Annotated in this window: 17 protein-coding genes and 1 pseudogene; 7 read left to right on the forward strand and 11 right to left on the reverse strand. The window is 62.2% G+C overall.

Annotated features, from left to right (window positions below):
* Positions 1–540: 540 nt before the first annotated feature.
* Both ABIC16_RS11610 and ABIC16_RS11615 read left to right on the forward strand, forming a co-directional pair.
* Entirely contained in the window at positions 541–1,779 is a 1,239-nt protein-coding gene (locus ABIC16_RS11610) for an MFS transporter (RefSeq protein WP_354291225.1), read from the forward strand.
* A gap of 4 nt (positions 1,780–1,783) precedes the next feature.
* On the forward strand, positions 1,784–2,803 hold the full coding sequence (locus ABIC16_RS11615) for a LacI family DNA-binding transcriptional regulator (protein ID WP_354291226.1): 1,020 nt from the start codon (positions 1,784–1,786) through the stop codon (positions 2,801–2,803).
* 318 nt (positions 2,804–3,121) lie between these two features.
* Here ABIC16_RS11615 and ABIC16_RS11620 read toward each other — a convergent pair whose 3' ends face one another.
* Complete coding sequence (locus tag ABIC16_RS11620) at positions 3,122–6,085, reverse strand: TonB-dependent receptor domain-containing protein (RefSeq protein WP_354291227.1); 2,964 nt, start codon at positions 6,083–6,085, stop codon at positions 3,122–3,124.
* 205 nt (positions 6,086–6,290) lie between these two features.
* Between ABIC16_RS11620 and ABIC16_RS11625 the strand changes: the two genes are divergently transcribed.
* Entirely contained in the window at positions 6,291–6,554 is a 264-nt protein-coding gene (locus ABIC16_RS11625; protein WP_354291228.1) for a hypothetical protein, read from the forward strand.
* Positions 6,555–6,685: 131 nt separating this feature from the next.
* Entirely contained in the window at positions 6,686–7,159 is a 474-nt protein-coding gene (locus ABIC16_RS11630; protein ID WP_354291229.1) for a DUF2721 domain-containing protein, read from the forward strand.
* Between the two features lie 503 nt (positions 7,160–7,662).
* Here ABIC16_RS11630 and ABIC16_RS11635 read toward each other — a convergent pair.
* From ABIC16_RS11635 to ABIC16_RS11655, 5 genes are all read right to left on the reverse strand, one after another.
* Entirely contained in the window at positions 7,663–8,673 is a 1,011-nt protein-coding gene (locus ABIC16_RS11635; protein WP_277969363.1) for an alpha/beta hydrolase, read from the reverse strand.
* Between the two features lie 280 nt (positions 8,674–8,953).
* Positions 8,954–9,667, reverse strand: a complete 714-nt coding sequence (locus ABIC16_RS11640; RefSeq protein ID WP_354291230.1) for a gluconate 2-dehydrogenase subunit 3 family protein — start codon at positions 9,665–9,667, stop codon at positions 8,954–8,956.
* The gene (locus ABIC16_RS11645) at positions 9,664–11,370 is read right to left on the reverse strand and encodes a GMC family oxidoreductase (protein ID WP_354291231.1); all 1,707 of its coding nucleotides are present in this window, start codon (positions 11,368–11,370) and stop codon (positions 9,664–9,666) included. Before ABIC16_RS11645 ends, ABIC16_RS11640 begins: the two co-directional genes overlap by 4 nt.
* A complete protein-coding gene (locus ABIC16_RS11650; protein WP_354291232.1) occupies positions 11,367–11,993 on the reverse strand; it encodes a 3-keto-disaccharide hydrolase in 627 nt (208 codons plus the stop codon). Before ABIC16_RS11650 ends, ABIC16_RS11645 begins: the two co-directional genes overlap by 4 nt.
* Positions 11,994–12,174: 181 nt before the next feature.
* The gene (locus ABIC16_RS11655) at positions 12,175–12,435 is read right to left on the reverse strand and encodes a hypothetical protein (RefSeq protein WP_354291233.1); all 261 of its coding nucleotides are present in this window, start codon (positions 12,433–12,435) and stop codon (positions 12,175–12,177) included.
* A 187-nt stretch (positions 12,436–12,622) separates the two neighbouring features.
* On the opposite strand from ABIC16_RS11655, the gene ABIC16_RS11660 reads away from it, so the two are divergent.
* The gene (locus ABIC16_RS11660; RefSeq protein WP_354291234.1) at positions 12,623–13,258 is read left to right on the forward strand and encodes a DsbA family oxidoreductase; all 636 of its coding nucleotides are present in this window, start codon (positions 12,623–12,625) and stop codon (positions 13,256–13,258) included.
* 29 nt (positions 13,259–13,287) lie between these two features.
* Here the strand turns inward: ABIC16_RS11660 and ABIC16_RS11665 are convergent, their stop codons facing one another.
* Both ABIC16_RS11665 and ABIC16_RS11670 read right to left on the reverse strand, forming a co-directional pair.
* Entirely contained in the window at positions 13,288–15,528 is a 2,241-nt protein-coding gene (locus tag ABIC16_RS11665; RefSeq protein WP_354291235.1) for an alpha-galactosidase, read from the reverse strand.
* 163 nt (positions 15,529–15,691) lie between these two features.
* Positions 15,692–16,186 carry a monooxygenase family protein gene (locus ABIC16_RS11670; protein ID WP_354291236.1) on the reverse strand — a complete coding sequence of 165 codons (495 nt, stop codon included), beginning with the start codon at positions 16,184–16,186 and terminating at the stop codon, positions 15,692–15,694.
* A gap of 24 nt (positions 16,187–16,210) precedes the next feature.
* Here ABIC16_RS11670 and ABIC16_RS11675 point away from each other — a divergent pair, with 24 nt between their 5' ends.
* Entirely contained in the window at positions 16,211–16,759 is a 549-nt protein-coding gene (locus ABIC16_RS11675; RefSeq protein ID WP_354291237.1) for a TetR/AcrR family transcriptional regulator, read from the forward strand.
* Positions 16,760–16,967: 208 nt separating this feature from the next.
* Positions 16,968–17,519, forward strand: a complete 552-nt coding sequence (locus ABIC16_RS11680) for a cytochrome b (RefSeq protein ID WP_354291238.1) — start codon at positions 16,968–16,970, stop codon at positions 17,517–17,519.
* A gap of 9 nt (positions 17,520–17,528) precedes the next feature.
* Here the strand turns inward: ABIC16_RS11680 and ABIC16_RS11685 are convergent, their stop codons facing one another.
* The 3 genes and pseudogenes from ABIC16_RS11685 to ABIC16_RS11695 form a co-directional block, all read right to left on the reverse strand.
* The gene (locus tag ABIC16_RS11685) at positions 17,529–18,986 is read right to left on the reverse strand and encodes an efflux RND transporter permease subunit (protein ID WP_354291239.1); all 1,458 of its coding nucleotides are present in this window, start codon (positions 18,984–18,986) and stop codon (positions 17,529–17,531) included.
* A 121-nt stretch (positions 18,987–19,107) separates the two neighbouring features.
* A pseudogene (locus tag ABIC16_RS11690) lies at positions 19,108–20,718 on the reverse strand (efflux RND transporter permease subunit); the annotation flags it as partial.
* Positions 20,715–21,980, reverse strand: a complete 1,266-nt coding sequence (locus ABIC16_RS11695; protein WP_354291240.1) for a TolC family protein — start codon at positions 21,978–21,980, stop codon at positions 20,715–20,717. The gene ABIC16_RS11695 and the pseudogene ABIC16_RS11690, both read right to left, overlap by 4 nt.
* Positions 21,981–21,995 lie beyond the last annotated feature (15 nt).

Genomic DNA, 21,995 nt, shown 5'->3' on the forward strand with positions numbered 1-21,995 from the left:
GACGGCATAGGTGCCGCCTTGAGACGCCAGCCAGCGGCTTCCCATTGTGGCAATGCGCGTCGAGCGGCAGTGATCGTCAACGTCGGTATGCCCAGACGAGGGACGCCGGGCTCGTAACCAACGGGCGGAAACATATCAGGCGTTAGGTTCTTCGCTATCGGGGAAATATGCCGTGAACGTATTTCAGCCTTTCGGTCTTGGTCATCGCCTTTACGAGAGCATCGACCCGGTCCGCCGCGGTAATTGTGGTGTCGCGCCAGGTCTCAAACCTCCGCGCATCCGTTCCGCCCGCTCTCTCTGATGCCGACGGCTGTGCAGGCCCCTCCCCCGGCAGCGTTTGCGCCAAGAGCGCCATCGGCGCGACGCTCAACAGCGGGCAGGCGATCCGCAAGGATCGCGTACTCCTCGTAGAAGTCTTCCCATGCCGCATCTTCCCGAGCGGCTTGGCGGCGTGATCACTCCCTCCGACATCGATATCAATGTGTCGTGCGATGCCATTGTCGTACGTTGCGCGGCATCGGCGCCTTGATAGGATGAGGCGTGACCAACAGCACAACCCTTGCGCCCGAGACCAGCGAACACCGCGCGACACTGCTGTTTCGGCTTTGTATCGGCGTGTATTTTCTGGGAGGCTTCCTCAACTCGCTGGTCGGACTGCTTGTACCCCGGTTACGGATGATCGAAGGACTGAATCATACGCGTGCACTGCTGGTGCAGTTCGCGTTCCATTCTAGCTATCTCCTCTTCGCCGTACCGATCACCGCGCTGGTGGTTAAGTTTGGCTACATGCGAAGCATCGCGGCGGGGCTGGTTGTCATCGCGCTCGGTTGCGGCCTGCTGGCCGCCTCGCTTGGGTCGTTCGGATACATGGTGGTCCTACTCGCACTCCTCGCGCTCGCCAGCGGAGTCACCTTCCTGCAGATCGCCGCCAACATCGTCGTCCCGGTGGTCGAACCGACACGCCGCGCCGTTTCGCGACTGACCTTCCTGCAAGGCTTCAACTCGCTCGGCACCGTGCTTGCGTCGTTGGCAGGATCCACACTGCTGCTCGGGACTGGTCGGCCACGAACCGGTGACCTGACAAATCATGTACGGGTCGTTTTCCCGTTCCTTGCCGTTGCGCTGGTCGCATCTGCGCTTGCATCAGCCTTCATCTACCGACGCGATTTGCTGCTCCCGTCATCGACGCCGCGCCAGGTGCCGCTCTCGGGCATTGTCGGCGTGCTGTTGAACCGGCGGCTGCTGGCGGGTGCAGGCGCGATGTTCGCCTATGTCGGCGCCGAAGTCACGATCGGCACACTCCTCGTAGAGTATTTGGCGATGCCCGAAACTCTGGGCATCTCTCCGGTGGCGGCAGGGCAACTCGTAGGTCTGTACTGGGCTGGTGCGCTGGCCGGGCGACTGGTAGGCGCCCGCTACCTCGCTCGGTATAGCGCACCGACGATGCTGCTCGGCTGCGCGATCACCGCCATTGCGCTCGTGGGGATGGCAATCGGGTTGCAAGGTCCGGTGGCGGCTTCGGCATTGCTTGCGGTCGGGCTGTGCAATGCGATCATGTATCCGACGATCTTCGCGCTTGCGCTGCCTGACGATCATTCCACCGCGACCTATGCCTCAATGTTGTTGTGCATGGTTGTCGTGGGCGGCGCCATCATCCCGTTGCTGACCGGCGTTGTTGCGGACATGGTCGGGTTGAAGATTGCGTTCGGTCTTCCAGGCGCCTGCTACATCGTCATCGCAGGGTTCGCATGGTGGCGGCATCGAACATGGACTTTATAGCGGGATGATGCCGCCGGTAACCATCAAGGATGTCGCTCGCGCCGCAGGTGTGTCGCCAAAGACCGTTTCGCGGGTAATGAATGCAGAGGCGCATGTCAGGCCAGCGGTACGAAATCACGTCCTACGGGTCGTCGCCGAACTGGACTACCGCCCGAACGCCTACGCCCGCAGCCTGTCGAGTTCTCGATCCTACCTCATTGGGTTGTTTTTTGACGATCCGGCATCGGGATACGCCGCAGACGTCCAGCTTGGAGCGATGGTCCGCTGCCGTCATCACGGATACCATCTTGTTGTCGAACGAGTTGACCGCGGCGCATCCGGGGCGCTCGACCAGGTGTCGAAAACGGTGCAGGCCTTGCAGCTCGCAGGGGTTATTCTCACCCCGCCAATCTGCGATTGGCCCGATCTCGCCGACCTGCTTGATCACCGCGGCATCCCGGTCGTGAAATTGAATTCGTCGCCAAACGATTCATCTGCCGCGGTGATTTACATCGACGACTATCAAGCCGCCCGCGATATGACTGATCATCTTATCGCGTTGGGACACCGCGACATTGCTTTCGTTCAAGGGATTGTTTCGCACGATGCGGCCGGCAAGAGGCTGGCTGGGTTCAGCGACGCGATGCGTTGCGCAGGGATTGGCATCCGAGATGCCTGGATTCGGGGCGGTGACTTCAGCTTCCGATCCGGCATGGCGGCAGGAGACGCAATTCTGTCGACAGACGACCGTCCCAGCGCTGTGTTTGCCGCCAACGACGAGATGGCTTTGGGAGTTTTGGTCAGCGCCGCAAGCAGGAATATTGCCGTACCTGGGGCCCTGTCCGTCGTCGGCTTCGACGATGCACCCATATCTCGCATGGCGTGGCCTCAGCTGACGACCATTCACCAACCCAATGGCGTTCTCGCCAGTGTCGCCATCGATATCCTGGCCGATCCGTCGTACCAACAGGCTTGCGACCGACCCGCGCGATCGGTTCAGGTGCCGTATACTTTTATCGAACGTTCAAGTTCGGGGCCGGCTTGACGTGCAAATGCCGTTATCTCACCGCCCGATAACGGGCGGCATGGAGCGGGCGACGGCGAGGAAACGAAGAGCGGCTGTTCAAGCATTCGTACCGCACCCCGTAACGACGACGCCGCCTCGCTTTGTAACCGTTCGGCGATGCTGCTTGCCGCATCGCGTTCCAAGCTTTCGCGGCTCGTGTCATGCAGATCAGAGCGAGTTTGTTGGCCTACTGATTGGTCGAGTAATTCCGTTCAATCATCGCTCAATTGCGGCACGCACCTCCGTGCGTGCCGCAATCAATGATGGAGAGAGGGTATGAACGCTCTGAGAGCTATATCAGAACCGCACAGTCGCACCGACCGACAAGTTGCGGCCCAATGAGTCATACCGCTGCGGAATGGTGTTGGTTCGCGCAAGGGCGACGTTGTACGAGTCCGGAACGATCGGCGCGCTCCGATCCAGCAGATTGTTCGCAATCAACCGCAGCGAGAACGCCTTGTTGACCGCAAAATTGAGCGCCAGATCGAAATAGTTCTGAGGGGCGACCCGGAAATACCCCGTCCGCGCGCGCTCCGGCGTGCCGCCGATCGCGGGATCGCCCGAATTGTCGGCATTGGTCAGCGAACCGACATAACGCCAGTTAGCCGAGGCGCTGAACACCTTGCTCATCGTGGTGTAGGTTGCGCGCAGGCCGTGCGACCACTTCGGGATCAACTGGCCGCAACCATTCCCATAATAGCCCGCACAATTGCGCGACGGCTGCACCGGTGAATCCTGGCCACCCGCGAAGGTCGTCAGCGAGCCGTTGAAGTTCCAGTCGATCTTGCCGAGCTTGTCGAGGTTGAGCGTGTATTGCGTCTGGAAATCATAGCCGCGCGCGATCGACGTGTAGAAGTTGGTCGTTCCCTGGCGAATGAAGCCCGTGGTCGGGTTGCTCGCTGCCGACGAATAGAGCGTACCCGTGCCCGGGTTGCGCACGATACCCTGACAGAAGAACGCATCGCCGTTCGAACGCTGGCATCCATCGGTGTAATAGCTGTAGTCGTTATAGCCGAGCGAGTTGTTGATCTTGATCCGATAGCGATCGACCGAGATGAACAGCCCCGGCACGAAGCGCGGCTTGATGATCAGGCCGTAGGTCTGGGTGTAGGCGGTCTCGGGATCGGCGGTGAACCCGCCCGAGCGCACGGTGCACCCGGTTGCGCCGGTCGACGCATCCCCCGGACAGAGCAGCGTCGGGCTGCCGTACAGCGCGTCCGACAGGCCCGTCGCGCGGCAGACGTCGCGCGATGCGATCGGCGACCCGTACGTCACGCCGCCATTGGGGTTGCTGGTGACGGTCGGTGCGCAGAAATCGTTGAACGTGCCCGATCCGCCGCGCGCGAACTCGACATTAGTCGCCTGGCGGATTTCGACCACCGTCGGTGCGCGCTGTGCCTTGTTGAACGAGGCGCGGAACGTCAGGTCGCGAACCGGGGCGTAGATGCCCTCGACCTTCCAGGTGTTGAAGGTGCTGGGATTGCTGCTGTACTTCGACAGGCGATAGCCGCCGTTGACCTGCAGTTGCTCGACGAACGGCTTGTGCTGAACCAGCGGTGCCTGGACTTCGATATTGCCTTCCCAGACATCCTGGCTGAGGAAACTGTCGGTCCCGCCGAGGCGGGCGCGATACGCGCTGTCCGCCCGCGATTTGAGCGTATCCTTGCGATATTCCGCGCCCAATGCGACCGCCACACCCTGTTCGGCGAACGGCGACGTGATGCCGTACTTCCCGAGGTCGCCGGTCACGTTGGCCTGAACGTCGTACAGCGTGCCGACGGTTACCGACGTGCCCTGATTATAAAGATAGTCGATCAGCGCCGGATCGCTGTTGCCCGCGCTGAAGGCGTCGAAGGGAACGCACGCCGCGTCGGCCGTCGCCGCGCAGGTCGGTGCAGCGCGGGTTCCGCCGACGTTGATCGCATTCTGCAACCGCGTCGGGTCGACGAAGCTCGGCGAGTAATCCTGATGGTTGCGGGCGTAGACGCCGCCGACGTCATACGTCCACGCATCGCCGACTTTGCCGCGCACGCCGCCGGTGAGGCGGAGGCCGGTGTTCAGATACGCGTCGGGCTGGTCATTGCCTTCGCCCAGGCGGTAGCGAAGATCGATCGGTGCAGTCGCCGCGGTTCCGGCGGCAGCACCGCAGATCGCGGTGGACTGGCTGGCCGACAGGAACGGGTTGTTGCAATTCACTTGGACGTTGCCGCCAGCGATTGCCGGGTAATTGTTGTAAGACTTGTCGCGGAACCAGATGCCCGATGCGTAGAGTTCGGCGTTGGGCGAGATGTCGAGGCTGGCGAAACCACCAGCGTTCACGCGCTCGGAGGGGCGCTGGTAGGCATAGTTGCTGAAATAGTTCGACGCGTTCCCCGCTCCCGGCCCGAACGGAACGAAGGTCCGCGAGCCGTTGGGGTTGTTCACATATTGGGCGTTGGCGTTGGCGCCGCTAAGCGGCGTGATCAGGCCGCTGGTCGAGCTGCTTGGCGTCAGCCCGCACGACAAGGGCGCGTTCAGGCTCGTTTGTGTCAGATAACAACCCGAGTTCGAACGATCCGACAGCAGAATCGCGTCGGTGTGCTTGTAATTGACGAAGCCGTTGAGCCGCAGCGCGCCGTCGAAGAACTTCTTGCCCGCGGTGAGCGTCACGTCGGCACGGCCACCGTCGTTGCTCAGGCCCTGCTTGCTGCTGAAACCGGCGCCGCGCGCCAGCGACGACACCACCGTGTCCTTGTTGTTGTGGTTGTAGAAATTGTAATTGCCGTCGAGCTGGATCCCTTCAAAATCCTTCTTGAGGACGAAGTTGACGACACCCGCGACTGCATCGGAACCGTAAACCGACGAGGCACCACCGGTCAGCACGTCGACTCGCTCAAGCAGCGACGGCGGGATGATCCCGACGTCTTGGCCGTTCTGGGTACCGATGCGCTTGCCGTCGATCAGCACCAGCGTGCGTTCGAACCCGAGGCTGCGCAGCTTAATCCGCTGGCGACCATCCGAATCGTTATAGGTCTGCTGGCTGTCCGGCGCGACTTGCGGCAGCCGGTTGAGCACGTCCTCGACGTTGATCGCCGCCTGCGCCTTGATGTCCTGCGCGGTCACCGACGTGATAGGCGCGGCGGAGGTCGTGTTCGGGCGCTGAATGCGCGATCCCGTCACCACGATCGCTGCATCCGCTTGCGGATCGGGTTCTGCTGCTACGACCGCCGTTGTGGCGTCTGCCTCAGTCTTTGCCTGTTCGGGCGTTTCTTGAGCGACCACAGGTGCTGCATGCAGGAGAAAAACAGCGGCCAATACGGCCTGCGACGCAACGTTTCGTACAATCATAGCAACCTCATCCAGACGGCGTGCAATCACGCTCTGCAACTGGTGGGTCTGGTATCATCAAAATCGCAAAACACAAATACCAAAGCATAACCAAAGGCTTTAGAGGTGTCATACTCTGTGCCAGGAGGTATGCGGGATCATGATGCCCGTGCTGATGCTCGCGAGGCCGATTCCGGCACGAATGATGGTGGGCGTTGTCGCCACCGCAGCCCTCCTGAGCAGCGCCCGGCTTTTCTTCCAACGTAAGGATCCGTTTGCGACGTGCATTCGGCCGCCCTTACTCTCGCAGCAGCACAAGATTCGACCGACATCATTCCGCAAAGTGTTGGGTAAAGGCGCTTCTCCTTTTAGTCCCGTCAGCCCCCTTGCCGGTGCGGCCGAACGCTGTCAGCCACAGGAATGAGGATGCCTTCTCCTAACGGGCGCGAGGCGATAGCATATCCGAACCAACCCGCGCTTCGTACGCCTCAGGTCGTGACCCTTTCCCTCCTCTAACCCTTTCAAGTCCAAGTGCTTGCAGACCGGGATCTACGCATGCATGGGGACTTGATGTTCGGAGCTAATGATCTCTCCGGCGCGGCGCATGTCGTTCAACTCGCGCTGACGCCGATCTTCCTGCTCACGGGCCTCGCCTCGCTGCTCAACGTGTTCACGACCAGATTGGGTCGCATTGCCGACCGCGTCGATCGACTTGCAAGCGATCCTTCAGGTCATCCCCGGCAGTTGGCCCGTCTTCGTCTGCGGTCGCTTGCGCTCGACGTGGCTGTCCTACTGGCGACCCTTGCGGGAGCGCTGACTTGCTGCGCTGCGCTGACCCTTTTTCTCGGTGCGCTGCGCAACGCTGGAACGGGCTATATCCTCTTCGCCTTTTTTGGATCCGCCCTCGTCTGTGCAGTGGCAGCATTGGGGGCATTTGGGTTCGAGACCATCTTGTCCGGCCGTTCGGTCAGAGAACAGGCGCAACCCGAGGGTGATAGACAGGAACATCGTCAGCCGGACCGGCCGTAGCGCCCCGGCGCAGCGTACCGGCAATCGGACGTACGGTACCATTCGCCCTGACCAATCAGGCAGTCCGAAAGGCGAACCCGACCCACCGACGTTCGGGGGTCAGCAATCTGCCGATGCCAGGAGCATAAACGAAAGGCGGCAGAACAACGGCACCGGGCAACAACCCGCGGACGGAACGGTCGAATTCTTTGAAGATACCCTTCGCATCATCTCGCCAGAATCTATCGGGCGAGTTCCGCCCTATGGCGTGCATGCGCTGCAAGTTCTCCAGCGCGTGCTGACCAACTGAACTCAAGCATTGCACCCGGCGATCGACCCTCGCTTAGTGAGTGGCAGGCAAGCGCAAACGCTACCGGTCAAACACCGCCTGTTCTTCGAACGCAATGCCGCGGGTACGTGCCGGTCCAAAAGCGCGGCAAACTTCCGAAGAGGGAATGTCCGTTCAGAAAGCTAATACTTCGTACGGTTTCGGCTCCGGGTTCACGCAGAAGCGACCATCGGCATCAAAGCATACCTAGGTTCTGAAGCCATTGCTTGACCTCGCCCGGCCATTCCCTGGTGATCGGATCGGGCGTTGGACGCATTCCGAAGGCGTGACCGCCTTTTGCATAGAGACGCATATCAACCGGTACGCCAGCGTCGTTCAGCGCCAGCGCATATGCCATCCCTTGACGGACATTGTCCGTCGGATCGTCCATGGCATGAATGATGAGCGTTGGCGGTGCATTCGGGCTGATCTTCACCCACGGTTTCAGTTCAAGGCTGTTCCTGCCCTTGCTGGTATCGAGCATCCGCGCCGTGTAGGCGACGATCGCGAAATCCGGCCGGGGTGATTGCTGATCGGCTGGATCGGCTACCGGGTAAGTGCGGTCTTCCGTGTTGCTCATATTCGCTACAAGATAGGCACCTGCAGAAAAGCCGATCACGCCAATCTTATGCGGATCGATCCCGTATGTAGAGGCGCGCTCCCGCAACAGGCCCATCGCTCGCTGAGCGTCTTCCAGACCCAATAGGACTTTTGGTCGCTGCTGCGGCTTTCCTGCCTCTGTTTCCCAGATCTGGGGTGTCCGATACTTCAGCAGTACGCAGGTCATGCCCTGCTGCACGACCCAGTTGCAGATTTCAGTTCCCTCGAGATCGGTCGCAACTGCGTAGAACCCGCCACCGGGTAAGACCATCATCGTCGTTCCGGTATTACGCCCTTTAGGCTTGTAGACGGTCATGGTCGGCCGCGTCACATAGCTGGCCCAATGCCACATTTTTCCTGCAACAAGTGGCGAGCCATTTCCGGTAGCTTCGGGATGGTCGCCCGTATCCGGCTTCGCCAAGGCAACATTCGCAGGCCACAGCGGGACTTGCGTACCACCTGCACCCGGCTGCCACACCCCTTCCCGTTCAACCTTGGGAACGACGACCCTGGCTGGCGAAGCGTCGGGCGAGCTGGGCTGACCATAAGATGCGCCGGCGATGCCGAACGCAAAGAGAGACGGCATAACCAACCGGAACCGCGACAAACCTTGTCTCCTGCTATTTTCGTGCAACCAAGCCGTGAGACCAGCGTGATGCATAAGCAATGTTCAGAGTGGGACGACATCCGACCTTCTACTGTTTCGTTCTGAGAGCAGCATCGCGTCGCCTTCCGGCTTCCCCAGTTCGATCGAGCCTTGAGTACCTTACCGCTGAGCAAAGCAAGAGGCGGTCGGTCGGCCAATTCAGTATGCTTGCCTGAACCGGAGAACAATCAGGGTCTGCCTACTGCAAACATCCAGAATAATCACGGCTACGCCAGCATCGCTACGCCTGCGACATTTTCAGTCCCATCCGGTCCATGGTTTGGGCATAGTGCGAAAGGGCTTCGGGAGTTGGTCCGGGATAAGCGCCGGGGGTCGGTTGATCGCCGATATACCCCATGTCCACCTTACCTTCCGGCAGGCTGTAGAAACCGAGAACGAAGAGCTTTCGCATCGTGTCCATGAACGCCACCGGAGCCGCCATCTTGGCGATCGGCACCGCAACGCTCAATGCGTCGAGCAGTCCGGCACGTTGCCCAGGCGTGATCGCATCAAAGGCCTGCGCGTGCAGCACTCGGCTCTGCGCATCGAGCCATATCAGACCGCCGATCACCTTTTCGCGGTCAACGCGCTGGACCGGATAGGGTGCGCTGATCCATTCGTCGATGAACGCGCCGACGCCGAGCGCCCCTGCCCCTGGCGATACCGTGTCCTTGGGCAGGATCAGGTCGCCGAGCAAGTCGACCGTCCTGCGCTGCGCAACGCTCAAGGTCAGCGCCCATGGAACCTTCGGCATCATCAGATCGGGGTCACGGCCATAGCCGATCGCCTGCGCGAGCGGCGGCGTGTCGGGCCAGTCCACGATGACGTCGAACGGCGGCGCCGCCCCGGCGGCATCAACCATGCCCGCGGCCATCGCGGGCGGCGACCAGCGCGCCATCGGCAACACCGCGGCGGCCATCATCCATTGCATCGTGGTGCGGCGCGACAACGTCATGCGAAAGCTCCCGACTTCAACCGCTGCGCCAGCCGCTCGGACGCGCGCAACGCCAGCGCGAGGATGGTGAGCGTAGGGTTCTTGTGTGCGCCGGACGCGAAGACCGCGCCGTCCATCAATATGAGATTGTCGACGTCCCAAGTCTGGCCATAACTGTCGACCACCGACGACTGCCTGTCCGCCCCCATCCGGGCCGTACCCAGTTCATGGATGATCTCGCCGCCCGCGGTCATGATCTTTTCCGGCGGCAAATCGGGGTCGAGGATCGTACCGCCCATCCGCTTGAACACGGCATGCGCGGTTCGCCGGCCGTGCGCTACCTGGTTCACTTCATTTTGCGTCCAGCGAAAGGCAAACCGCAGCACGGGGATACCGAACCGGTCCTTCACGACCGGATCGACCTCGCAGAAACTGTCCTTGTTGGGGATCATTTCGCCGCGCAGCGTCAACTGGATCGTCGCGCCCGAGGCGCTTCGGACCGCCTTTTTCAGTGCCGCCCCCCAGACGCGCGGCACGGCTTCTGCAGGCGGAATGCCGAACCGGCCACCGATCTCGAAATGATACCCACGGGCAAAGTCGAGCTCGCCGCGCTTCTGTTGCTGATACAGCCAGAAGGGGATGTAGATGTGCTGCCCACCAATCCCTTCTTCATTGTAGCGCGGGCGATCGGCAAGTGCCGGAATATAAGCGCGGAAGGACGCGCCAGTCGAATCGGTCAAATTACGGCCCAACTCGCCGGAGGAATTGGCAAGGCCGCGCCCGCCCTTCCCCGAATTGAGCAGCAGGCGGGTCGTTTCGCCGGTGCCCGCCGCCAGCACCACTGTGCGCGCCTTTACCTGATGCCGCATCCCGGTCTTGCGATCGACATATTCGACCCCGCCAGCACGATCGGGACGCGCCATCGTCACGCGGGACACCATCGCGTCGGTGATGATCGTGAGCCGCCCGGTCGCCTTTGCCATCGGCAGCAACGACGTGGTCGTCTGGAACATCGCACCGATCGTGCAGCCGCGCGTGCACGGCGTCGCGTTGAGGCAGGCACTGCGCGGCGCAACCGCGTCGGGCATGTCGCGCGTCAGCACTGCGGTGTGGGCCGCGCGCACCGGGATCCCAAGATCTTCGGCAGCGGCCTTGATGAGCATTTCCGGGATGCGCGGGTGCGGTGGCGGCATCAGGCATCCTGCTGGGGAATCCGGGTGGTTCTCCAGCCCCAGCGGGCCACCGTTGACGCCGATCATGCGTTCGATGCGATCGTAGAACGGCGCGACGTCATCATAACCGATCGGCCAATCCACCCCAAGGCCATCTCGCGAGAACGGTTTGAAGTCATACGGCCCAAGCCGGGGCACGTGCCGCCCCCAGTGGTTGGTCCGTCCGCCCAGCATGCGCGGGCGATACCAACGGAAATCGGAGCCCTCGCGCAACGTGTACGGCTCGCCCTCCACCTGCCATCCGCCGCCGACCGTCGCATCGAAATAGCCGAACGGCTTGTCGGGCGTGGCTGCACCGCGCAACGGCGCGTCGCTCTCGGGGGCAAACATGTTCACTTCGGCCTGGGGATCATAATCGCGCCCTGCCTCGAGCAGGATACACCGTAGCCCGGCCTTGGTCAGGGTGTAGGCCGCCATGCCACCTGCCGCCCCTGATCCGACGATGATAACATCGGCCTGCGGATCCGACGTGGATTTCGCGTTCCGTTTCACTTCCTCGCCCCCACCGCACTTGGCCCGATAACGCGGAGCTTGATGTTGCGGAGCGCCACTGGCTCGCCATGATCCTGCAGTGCGATCAAGCCGCTGGGAAACGTTCCAAAGAACGGCATCTTGGCAAATTTCGACGCTGCCACTCGTTGACGCCAGGCATCGTCGCCGTAGGAAACGTCGGCGGTCGGTTTCCCGTTCAGCCATTGGCGGATACGACCGGGCTCGACGAGCAACCGAGCGTGATTCCAGTTGCCGACGGGCCGCGCTATCCCGGGGGGCGGCACCGTCAGATCGTATAGCGCTCCGGCGTGATGCGAGGGAATCTTGCCGTCGGGATGGCCGACGTCATCCAGGATCTGCATCTCCAGCCCGGTTTCATAGATCTGCCGGGTCTGGGGCACGTTGCGCGCGAGGTACAGAACGCCGCTGTTGCCGCCTTTCGCGACCTTCCAGTCCAGCGTCAGTTCGAACGCGCCATAGCTGTCGGCGCTCACCAGATCTCCGCCGCTCATGCGCCCGCTCGTCGCGGTGAGTTCAAGTGCGCCGTCACGCACCGTCCACGACGGAGAGGGAGCCTTGCCATCGAACGATCGCCAGCCGTCGAGGTCATGACCGTTGAACAACAGTCGCCACCCCTCCGCCCGTTCCGACGCCGAAATCGCGTTGGACCTTGCCTCTCGCGCTACTGCGGGTGCCGTTGACAACGCCACGACGCACAGAACCGTTGTGGACATTCTTCGCATCAGGTCTCTCCTGTCGGTGCCCATCTTTGACGAGGAGCGATCTCGATCGATTGTAGCCAGTTCATAACGCGACGGAAACAGGCGTTGCCGCGGCGGGACCCTTACAGACGAAAAAGTAAGCTAGTGCTGGTTCCGGCTGCACCGACTTAGCCTCCATAAAACCAGTTTTTGCAGTTGCGAAGAACGATGTATCGTTCAAATGAATGTGCAGGCGTTTGTTGTTCCAAACCAGCCCAGTGCTTCGAGGGTGGCGATGATAGACGCGATTGGGCTTCGCCATTGAAGCACATGTCAGCGACAACATCGCTTCCGGTTCGGTCACCCTATGCTCGAAAACTGGTACCCGACCTCTGCGAAGTTGTTCCTCAAGGCGATGCCCCAAGCACGTTCTGGAGTTTTGGCGCGGGCCTGAATCGTACTGCGGCGTGTGACGATAGTGCATTTGGCACGGCGCGGTCCTATGTCGCATCGCCAACTCCAACCTGAAGTGGTGCCACATGTCGAAGCCCATGAAGATTGATTTCGTATCCGATATTTCATGTCCCTGGTGCATCATTGGTCTGCGCGGGCTTGAAGAGGCGTTGGCCCGCACCGGCGACTTGATCACCGCCGAGATCACTTTCCAGCCGTTCGAGCTAAACCCGCAAATGGGTGCGGATGGTCAGAACATCGCCGAACACATCGCCGAGAAATATGGGTCCACGCCCGAACAATCGGCCGCCAGTCGCGCGATGATCCGGGAGCGCGCTGCTGATCTCGGATTCGCGATGCGGATGTCGGATACGAGCCGCATCTACAACACCTTCGACGCGCACCGGCTGCTGCATTGGGCGCACATCGAGGGTAAGCAGGCGGCGCTCAAGCGCGCGCTGTTCGACACGTACTTCACCGACCAGCAGGACCCGTCCGACCATGAGGTGCTGACCGCCGCCGCTGCGAAAGTCGGCCTCGACCCGAAGCGCGCGGCAGAGATCCTTGCATCGGACGAATATGCAGACGACGTCCGGACTGCGGAGAAATTTTGGCAATCGCACGGGATCAGCGCGGTGCCTGCCGTCATCATCAACGATCGCTATCTGATCTCCGGAGGGCAGCCGTCTGAGGCGTTCGAAAGCGCGTTGCGCGAAATCGCCGCCTCAGCCTAAGCTATCTCTCCCCACGACCCGGGGAGACCCTAATTTACGGCGTCGAACACGAAAGCGGTTCCCACAAAATCACCCTTTAAAGGGGCGCGGAGCCCGCGTTCCATCCAGTAGGCGCCGCTGGCGCGGGCAGGCACGCCCTCCGGGAGTGCCGCACCGCCAAGCACACGGACGGAATAGGTCTGGGCAGGGTCGAGCCCCTGCGGATGCTCGGCAACCGGATTGTCGCGCCACATCGACGAATGCAGCATTTGGAACATCACGCCCTGACGTCGGTCCTGGCCCACATACATCGTCGCTGACGACGCATTGTCCTTTGTTGGTGGGTCGATGCGATAAAGTTGCCCGCGCTGCACAGTCTGGCGGATGCTCTTATACGCCGCGACCCATTTTGCGGCCGTGGTGAAGTCCCCCGCCTGCCATTTGTCCAGATTGGCACCGATCCCCAATCCACCCTGCATCGACGACAGGAAGCGATAATCGAGCGACGTCGCGCGGGTGTTCGCCCAGTTGGGGCTGTCAGTCACCCATGCCATCATCACCGATACGGGATAGGCCTGTGTAAAGCCGTCTTGGATCATCAAACGGTCGGCCGGATCGGTATTGTCGGATGGCCATACTTCGTCGGAAAGTCCGAGGATGCCAAGGTCGACGCGGCCACCACCGCCCGAGCAGCTCTCGATTTCCAGCTTGGGATGACGTCGTCGCAGTTCGGACAGGATATAGTAGAGGTTCCGGACGTACTCAACGTAGACCCGCTGCTGATCCTTTACTTGCACCGCCGGCCATCCGGCTTCGGTCCAGTTACGGTTATAATCCCATTTCAGGAACGCGATGGTGTTGTCGCTTACCAGCTTGTCGAGCACAGCGAGCAGGTGATCGCGCACGTCGGTGCGCGCGAGGTTGAGCACCAACTGGTTGCGGCCTTCGGTGCGTGGCCGATCCGGGTAGTTCAGGACCCAATCGGGATGCGCGCGGTACAGGTCGCTATCAACGTTCACCATCTCCGGCTCGACCCACAAGCCGAAATCCATTCCGAGCGATTGCACCTTGTCGATCAGGGGCTTCAGCCCGTTCGGAAATTTGGTTCGGTTGACCGTCCAGTCCCCAAGCCCGGCCTTGTCGCTGTTCCGCGCACCGAACCAGCCGTCGTCGACGATGAACCGTTCGACCCCGATCTTGGCCGCCTTCTCGGCCAAGGCTTCCTGACCGGCCTCGGTGACGTCGAAGGCGGTCGCTTCCCAACTGTTGTACACCACCGGGCGTGGCTTGGCGCGTTCGCCGCCCGGGAGGATATGCGCGTTCTGAAAGCGGTGAAAGGTGCGCGATGCCCCGCCCATCCCGCCGTTCGAATAGCCGGCATAGAAAACAGGCGTATCCAGGACTTCCCCAGGCTTCAGCGTCCACGAAAAGTCATAAGGGTTATATCCGCCCATGATGCGGATACGACCGAGATTGTCTTGACCGACACTGATCCGGAACGATCCAGACCATGCCAGCGCGCCGTACCAGACCGGCCCTGAGTCCTCGCTGGTGACACCTTCGCGACCGATTGCGAAATACGGATTGTTGCCGTGCCCGGTGGAGCCACGCCGGCTTTCCAGCAGCGTGAGCGCCGGCGTGACTGCGACGTCTTTCTTTGTCCATTCGGCTGCGTGGCGACCGGTGAGGTAGTGCAGTCGGTAATCATCACCAACCGGCAGGGTGAACACAGCTGAGGCGATTTGATCGACCCGAACCTCGCGCCGATCGCCGTTACGAACCGACGCCGATCGCGCCAGGACTCCGGTCTCGGGATCAATCGTATAGTGTAACGTCACGGACAATGGACGCCGGATGTCCACCAGCTCGATCGTTAGCGTTTCGCCCTGCACGCGGTGCGACTTGTATTTGAGAACGAGATCGCGGTTGCCGTCCGCAAAGATGGCCTTGATGCCGGGATCGCTGACCAATCCCTCGCCCTGACCCGGATATTCCTGCAACGTCACTGAGCCGGCAGGATCGAAGCCGGAGAGCTCGCCCGGCGCCTTTACCAGCACTGGATCACCAACTTTCACCGGGTCAGTGGCAACGAGGGGGTCTTTGGGCGCCAGCGATGCACCCCAATAGAGCGGCTGTAGATATCCGTTCTTATCGACGCCAAGCGCATACGTTACACCACCTCCGTCGAGACGGAATATGCGTGCGTCCTGGGGAGCCGTCACCTTGGCAATAGCAGGCGTTGTGGCAGCCACGCCGATCAATCCGGTGAGAAACACCTGAGCCAGCTTCATCGCAACGTCTCCCATCGATCGCTTCGAGCGCAATCGTTTGCACCGAAATATATGATAATTGCCCGGGAGCAAGGCAATTCATCCGGGATGTTAGGGCAGAGGCTGGAAGCGATGCTGTTCCAACTTGTTCGGTCCTCGGCCGTCTCCGGGCGCTGCTCGAGGTTTATCGCACACCCCCCTGAACACGGGATCTGGCCGACATGAACGGCCCGACCGGGCGCCGTTCGGGTGCGAAGTGTTGGAGGCCGACAGGTCGGGGCATGCCTACGTAAAGCGCCTCCACACCCCCCTTGGCGTGGTACGTCTCGTGCCAGAAGCCCGCGTGAGCCGAAAGTTCGCGGATCTGCCGCCACCAAGCCGAATGAGGTTCGCTACATGTAAACTGCTCAAGAGTGTCCAGATCGCGCCAATATTGGCGGAACCCGATGTGCATCGGGCTAAACATCATGCCCTCGTGTGCCAAGAGACCCTCCGGGCGATCACGCGCGATTTGACGTAACCCAGGTCCGATCCGGCGTAATGCCAGCAGGCCCCGCCATCCCTTCAGTTTGAAGCCCAACATGATCATGACGATGTCGGGATAGTTTGAAAGGTCCACGGACTGACGGTTCACAGGTACTTGCATTCCATCACTCCATGATGTGTACGGTGTAAACATAGACTAATTGTGTACGGTGTAAACATGCCCGATGCCCATGACTTCGATTTGCGAGCACAGCTTCTCGCCGCCGCGTTAGCCGCTCTGGAGCGGGGCGAGGATGTCGGTCTACGAGCGCTCGCCCGCGAAGCAGGTGTTTCGGCGATGGCGCCGTACCGGCACTTCCGCGACAAAGCGGCTCTGCTCGCGGCTGTGGCAATGCGCGGATTCGAGGATCTCCGGAGTGCATTGCTGGCTGCTGACGAACAGCCGGACGCGCGCTCTGCGCTCGTTGCGCAGGGAGAAGCCTACCTAGCCTTTGCCCGTGCGCGGCCGGCATTATTTCGTCTTATGTTCGACTGCCAGGATTCCGGCCCCCCGACCGACGAAGGGAATGCCTATGGGGTGATGGTACGGCGGGTTCTGGAGCTTTCTCCCGCTGACCCCGAAGCGGCAAAGCTGGCGTGTTGGTCCGCGGTCCATGGAATGGCGACGCTCGCGCTGGATGGCGGCCTGCCGATCGGTGGGCCACAACTGGAGCATGCAGCTTTGTGCCTTGTTATTTCAGGCCTGACCGGCCCGGCTCTTGCCTGATCCCTAATAACGGTCCCGGTCTCGCGTTCGACCCCGTTGCTAAGACCTCCCGCCGGCATCGGGCAGGACGGTTGGTCGTTAGTTCAACTGCGCGCGCTTTCGGGGGATAGTCGTATCATCGTGTCGAGAACGTCTGTACCGCCTGCGCAATTGCCTTTCCGCGCTATCGTTCGGCTGGCGGACTGCTTACCTCCGCGGGAGAATGACAATGTCCGACACGTTGGCAAACCGATACCCGCGATCGTTGCGCATTCTGCACTGGGTGCGCGCCGGACTTGTGCTAAGCCTGATCGCCGCTGGGTGGACGATGACTGGCCTGCCCGATGCCGCGGCGGTAAAGTTTACCGTTTTTTACCCGTGGCATAAATCATTCGGAGTGCTGGTGGTTGCGATCGTTCTGGTTCAGCTCGCGATCCGCTCTCAATCCACGCTCCCGCATCCACCAGCCGCCCTTCCCCGCCACGAGCGCGTGCTTTCAGAAATGGTCCACCGCACGATGTACCTCCTGCTGATCGTTGTACCTCTCATGGGCTATGCGATGTCGAGCAGCTACACAGAGAGCGACGGTGTCTTCTTCTTCGGTATGCATTTGCCCGAATTGCTGCCCAAGAACGATGCGCGGTTCCGCGTTTTCCAGTGGCTTCACAGCACCCTCGCCTACACGCTGCTTGGCCTTATCGCGTTGCACGTCGCGGGGGCGCTCAAACACCGTTTCCTCGACCGCGACCGGTCTGCCGACGTGCTCCCGCGCATGTTTTGAGTTGCAGCGCTATCGAGAGCCTACCGATCCTCTATTTGCCATCGCTCCAGCCGACACAGGATTCCGCATGACGAGGCGGTAAAGGCTCGGCAACAGTACGAGTGTCAGCAGGGTCGAGGTAACGATTCCTCCGATCACCACCGTCGCCAAGGGGCGCTGCACTTCGGCGCCCGCACCGCTAGCGATCGCCATCGGCACGAAGCCGATCGCCGCAACAAGCGCGGTTGAAAGGACCGGGCGCAACCGGTCGCGTGCGCCTTGGCGAACTGCCTCGTCGACCGGCAGCGCGTCGCCGTCGCGACCATCGCGCAGACTGTTGATATGATCCACCAGCACCAGCCCGTTGAGCATCGCGATTCCTGACAGCGCGATGAACCCGATGGCCGCCGTGATCGAGAACGGCATCCCGCGCAGCCACAACGCCAGCACACCCCCGGTTACCGCAAACGGGATGCCGGTATAGACGATCACCGCCTCCTTGATGCTGCCGAGCGCCGCGTAGACCAGCAGGAAGATTAGCAGCAGCGCGGCGGGGACGACGATCGACAGGCGCTTCTGCGCAGCCTCCAACTGGTGGAACTGGCCGCCGAATTCGATCCGGTAGCCGGGCGGCAGCTCGACCTGACCGTCGACCGCGGCGCGCGCACGCGCGACGTAGCCGGCGAGGTCGCTGGTCTTGAGATTGACCATCAACGCCGCACGACGGTTGCCGCTGTCGTGCAGGATCGGCTCGACCGTTCGCGTCTCCCGCAGCCGCGCGACGCGGGACAGCGGCACCATGCCGTAGTCGCCGACGCGCAGCGGCAGTGCGAGGATCGCGGCCGGGTTCGCGCGGAGACCTTCGGCCATGCGCACGACGATTGCGTGCCTCGCTTCATTGTGCGGGATGAATCCGACCTCCGACCCCGCGACCGCGTCAGTGATCGCCGCGTTGACCTCCGCAGTGCTCAACCCAAGCCGCAACAAGGCAGCATGGTCGAGTTCGACGACGATGCTCTTCGGGCGTCCCGCGGTCTCGAACTCGACGCTTTCGGTGCCCGCCTGCTTCTCGAGGATGGCTTTCGCCTGCTTCGCCGCGCGTTCGAGCACGTCGTAATCATCGCCGAAGATTTTGACCGAAACATCCGCGCGCACGCCCTCGAGCATTTCGTTGAACCGCATCTCGATCGGCTGAGCGAACTCGAACGTCTGGCCGCGATAGACCTCCTCACCGATTTTGCGAATTCCCTCGACCAACTCGTCCTTGCTCCTCGGCGCGCCGTTCCCGGTCGGCCAGTCCTTCTGGGGCGCGTAAAATATGTAGAGGTCGTTCTCGTTGGGCGGCATCGGATCTGTCGCGACTTCGCTGGTCCCGATGCGCGAGAAGGTATGCGTCACCTGCGGGAAGTGCCGCTTGATCTGGCGCTCGGTTTCCCGCTCGATCGCAAGGCTGCGTTCGAGCGACATGCCGACCGGGCGATAGACCATCGCGGTGATCGCGCCCTCGTCGAGCTGCGGGGTGAATTGCGAGCCGAGCGTCCGGAACACCCCGAAACGTCACTGCCAGAAGCGCGGCCGCCCCGATCACGAGCAGCCACGGATGCGCGATCGCGCGCTCGAGCACCGGCGCATAGCCACGCTCCGCGTAGCCGATCACCCCCGCGTGCCGGCCGTCTTCCTTCTCGCTCACGGGCGCGCGCAACAGCCAGGCGGACAGCATGGGGACGATCGTGAAGGTCCACGCCAGCCCTGCGACGATCGCGAGCATCACCGCCTGCGCCATCGGCTGGAACAGCTTGCCCTCGACCCCGCCGAAGCTGAGGACGGGGACATAGACCAAAGCGATGATCGCGATCCCGAACAGCGTAGGGCGCGCGACCATCCGCGCCGCGTCCGCCACGGTAGCGCGACGTTCTTCGGAAGTCAGATCCTCTCCCTTGGCGCGGCGGCGCTCGGCAAGCAGCCGCAAGCTGTTCTCGACAACGACGATCGCCCCGTCGACGATCAGCCCAAAATCGAGCGCGCCAAGGCTCATCAGATTACCCGACACGCCGATCGCGTTCATCCCTGTCACCGTGACGAGGAACGCGAGCGGGATGACCAGCGTCACGATCAGCGCCGCACGCCAGTTGCCCATCACGAACAACAGCACCAGCGCAACGAGCAGTGCACCCTCGCCGAGATTGTGCTCGACCGTCGAGATGGTGCGGTCGACCAGCTCGGCGCGGCTATACTGCTGGTCGATCACCATGCCCCTGGGCAGTGCCGCGCGGATATCGGGGAGCGCCTGTTCCGCGCGCAATGCGACCTCGCGGCTGTTCTGGCCGACCAGCATCATCACCGTGCCTAGGACGGTCTCGCGTCCGTTCTGCGTGGCCGCTCCCTGGCGCGGTGCCGCGCCGATGACGACATTGGCAACATCGCGAACCTGAAGCGGCAGGATGCCGCCTGCGAACTTGACCGGGATCGCGCCGATATCGGTCGCATTCCTGACGCGGCCGTTGGTCAGCACCGTAAAGCGCTCTGCCCCGCGCGCGATGATCCCGCCGCCCGCATTATCGACATTTTTGCCGACCGCAGCCGCGAGTTCGGCAGCGGTGACGCCGTGCATCGTCAGCCGCAACGGATCCGGCTCGACGACGAACTGCTGCTCGAGTCCGCCGTTGGTGTTGACGTCGGCTACCCCCGTCACCGCGCGCAACATCGGGCGGACGGTGTATTCCTGCGCCTCGTACAGCTCCATCAACTGCCGCTGCGGGTCCATCTCCGGCGGCGGGCGCTTCCATTCGAGCGTGTAATAATAGATCTCACCCAGCCCGGTCGTGATCGGCGCGAGCTGCGGCGAGGCGCCCGGCGGCAATTGGTCGCGGACAGCGTTCAACCGCTCGGTGACGAGCTGCCGCGCGCGCATCTGGTCGGTGCCGTCCTCATAGATGAGCGTGACCTGCGACAGCCCGGTCTTGGTCAGCGCGCGTGTTTCTTTAAGCCCCGGTTGTCCCGCCATCGCGCGTTCGATTGGCAAGGTTGCAAGCCGCTCGATTTCCTCGGGGGCCAGCGAGGGAACCATCGTGTTGACCTGAACCTGGACGCCGGTGATGTCCGGGATCGCGTCGATCCGCAGCGTTGCAAACGACCAGATGCCGATCGCAGCGATCACCGCCGTGACGGCTGCGACGACCAGCCGATTACGCGTGACGAAGGCGAGCAGCCAGCCGATCATCGGACGAGCGCGGTGCCGCCGTTGAGCGCGCGCAACATCAACAACGACTCGAGCGCCTCGCGCCGGGTCGAAAGCAGGGCGTTGGTTGCCTCGACATAGGATTGCTGCATCTGCATGTACGTCGTCAGCGGGATCGCGCCGAGCCGGTAATTGCGGTCCGCGTCTTCCGCTGCGCTGGCAAAGCTCTGCGTCGACGCGCCGTCCCATTTGGTCAGCGCCTGACGTTTGGCCTCATATTGCGCCGCCTGGTCGAACACGTCGCGCGCGATGCGTCGTTCGGCATTGATCAGCGTAGCGTTCGCTTGCGCCTGCCGTCCCTGCTCGACCGCGACCTCCCCGGCCTGACGGTTCCACAAGGGGATCGTCGTCGACAGGCGCACACCGTAATTGGTCTCGCGAATGTCCGAGCGCGCGCGGTCATAATAGGGCCCGACGCCGAGGACCGGAACCCGTGCCTTACGAGCAAGATCGACGCGCAGCCCCTGCTGCTCAAATTGCGCGCGCAAGGCCTTGAGTTCGAAGTTGTTTGCGCTCGCCCGCTCCGCGAGCAGCTCGCTCGATCCGAGCGCGGGCAGGCTCATGTCGGGACGCACGATCCGGATCCGCGCCGCAAAAGCGGCGCCGCGCAACTGGTTGAGTTCGTACAGCGCCGAATTCGCCTCGGCGTCCGCCAGCGCTGCGGTGCGTTCGGCGCTTATTGCACCCGCCTGCAACGACGCCGCCTCCAGTCGCGGCGCTGGACCGGCGGGATCGCGCGCCACGATGATCCGCGCGAGCCCGCGCATCCGCTCCGCAACGGTGCGCGCGACGTTCGCTTTCTCGTCGGCGGCGAATAGCGCGTAGCCAAGCGTGCGCGCGCGGGCTGCCAGTGTTGCGTCGAACTGCTGCAGCCCCATTCTGGCAAGCTCGATCTGTCGTTCGGCGATCGCCCGCCGCAAAGCAATCCGACCACCGAACTCGATTGGCTGGACGACCGACACCGCATAGGTCGTCCCGTCCCCCAGCGGCGCCCCAGTGGTGCGATCGTTCGCGTTCCGCTGGCCGAACTCGACCACCGCCTCGGGGTCCGCCCACCGCCCGGCGGCGGCGCGCTCGACCCCTGCGGTCTCGATCTGGTGCTGGTAGAATTGGCGTTCCGGATTGTTCGCGACAACGTCCTGCACCAGCCGGTCGAGCGACATTGCTGTTGTTTGACCTGCCACTTGCGCCGCACTGGCGGTGGGCACCCCGACGATGGCCAGGCAGATAAGCAAATTTCGCATTGGTAATCCCATTAC

The organism is Sphingomonas sp. PvP055 (assembly GCF_040546365.1).
Taxonomy (GTDB): Bacteria; Pseudomonadota; Alphaproteobacteria; order Sphingomonadales; family Sphingomonadaceae; genus Sphingomonas; species Sphingomonas echinoides_A.

Coding starts and splice junctions, on each gene's coding strand:
- ABIC16_RS11615 (WP_354291226.1), top strand. CDS start 1,784: ATGATGCCGCCGGTAACCATCAAGGATGTCGCTCGCGCCGCAGGTGTG.
- ABIC16_RS11625 (WP_354291228.1), top strand. CDS start 6,291: ATGATGCCCGTGCTGATGCTCGCGAGGCCGATTCCGGCACGAATGATG.
- ABIC16_RS11630 (WP_354291229.1), top strand. CDS start 6,686: ATGCATGGGGACTTGATGTTCGGAGCTAATGATCTCTCCGGCGCGGCG.
- ABIC16_RS11640 (WP_354291230.1), bottom strand. CDS start 9,667: ATGACGTTGTCGCGCCGCACCACGATGCAATGGATGATGGCCGCCGCG.
- ABIC16_RS11660 (WP_354291234.1), top strand. CDS start 12,623: ATGAAGATTGATTTCGTATCCGATATTTCATGTCCCTGGTGCATCATT.
- ABIC16_RS11665 (WP_354291235.1), bottom strand. CDS start 15,528: ATGAAGCTGGCTCAGGTGTTTCTCACCGGATTGATCGGCGTGGCTGCC.
- ABIC16_RS11670 (WP_354291236.1), bottom strand. CDS start 16,186: ATGTTTACACCGTACACATCATGGAGTGATGGAATGCAAGTACCTGTG.
- ABIC16_RS11675 (WP_354291237.1), top strand. CDS start 16,211: ATGCCCGATGCCCATGACTTCGATTTGCGAGCACAGCTTCTCGCCGCC.
- ABIC16_RS11680 (WP_354291238.1), top strand. CDS start 16,968: ATGTCCGACACGTTGGCAAACCGATACCCGCGATCGTTGCGCATTCTG.
- ABIC16_RS11685 (WP_354291239.1), bottom strand. CDS start 18,986: ATGGTCTATCGCCCGGTCGGCATGTCGCTCGAACGCAGCCTTGCGATC.
- ABIC16_RS11695 (WP_354291240.1), bottom strand. CDS start 21,980: ATGCGAAATTTGCTTATCTGCCTGGCCATCGTCGGGGTGCCCACCGCC.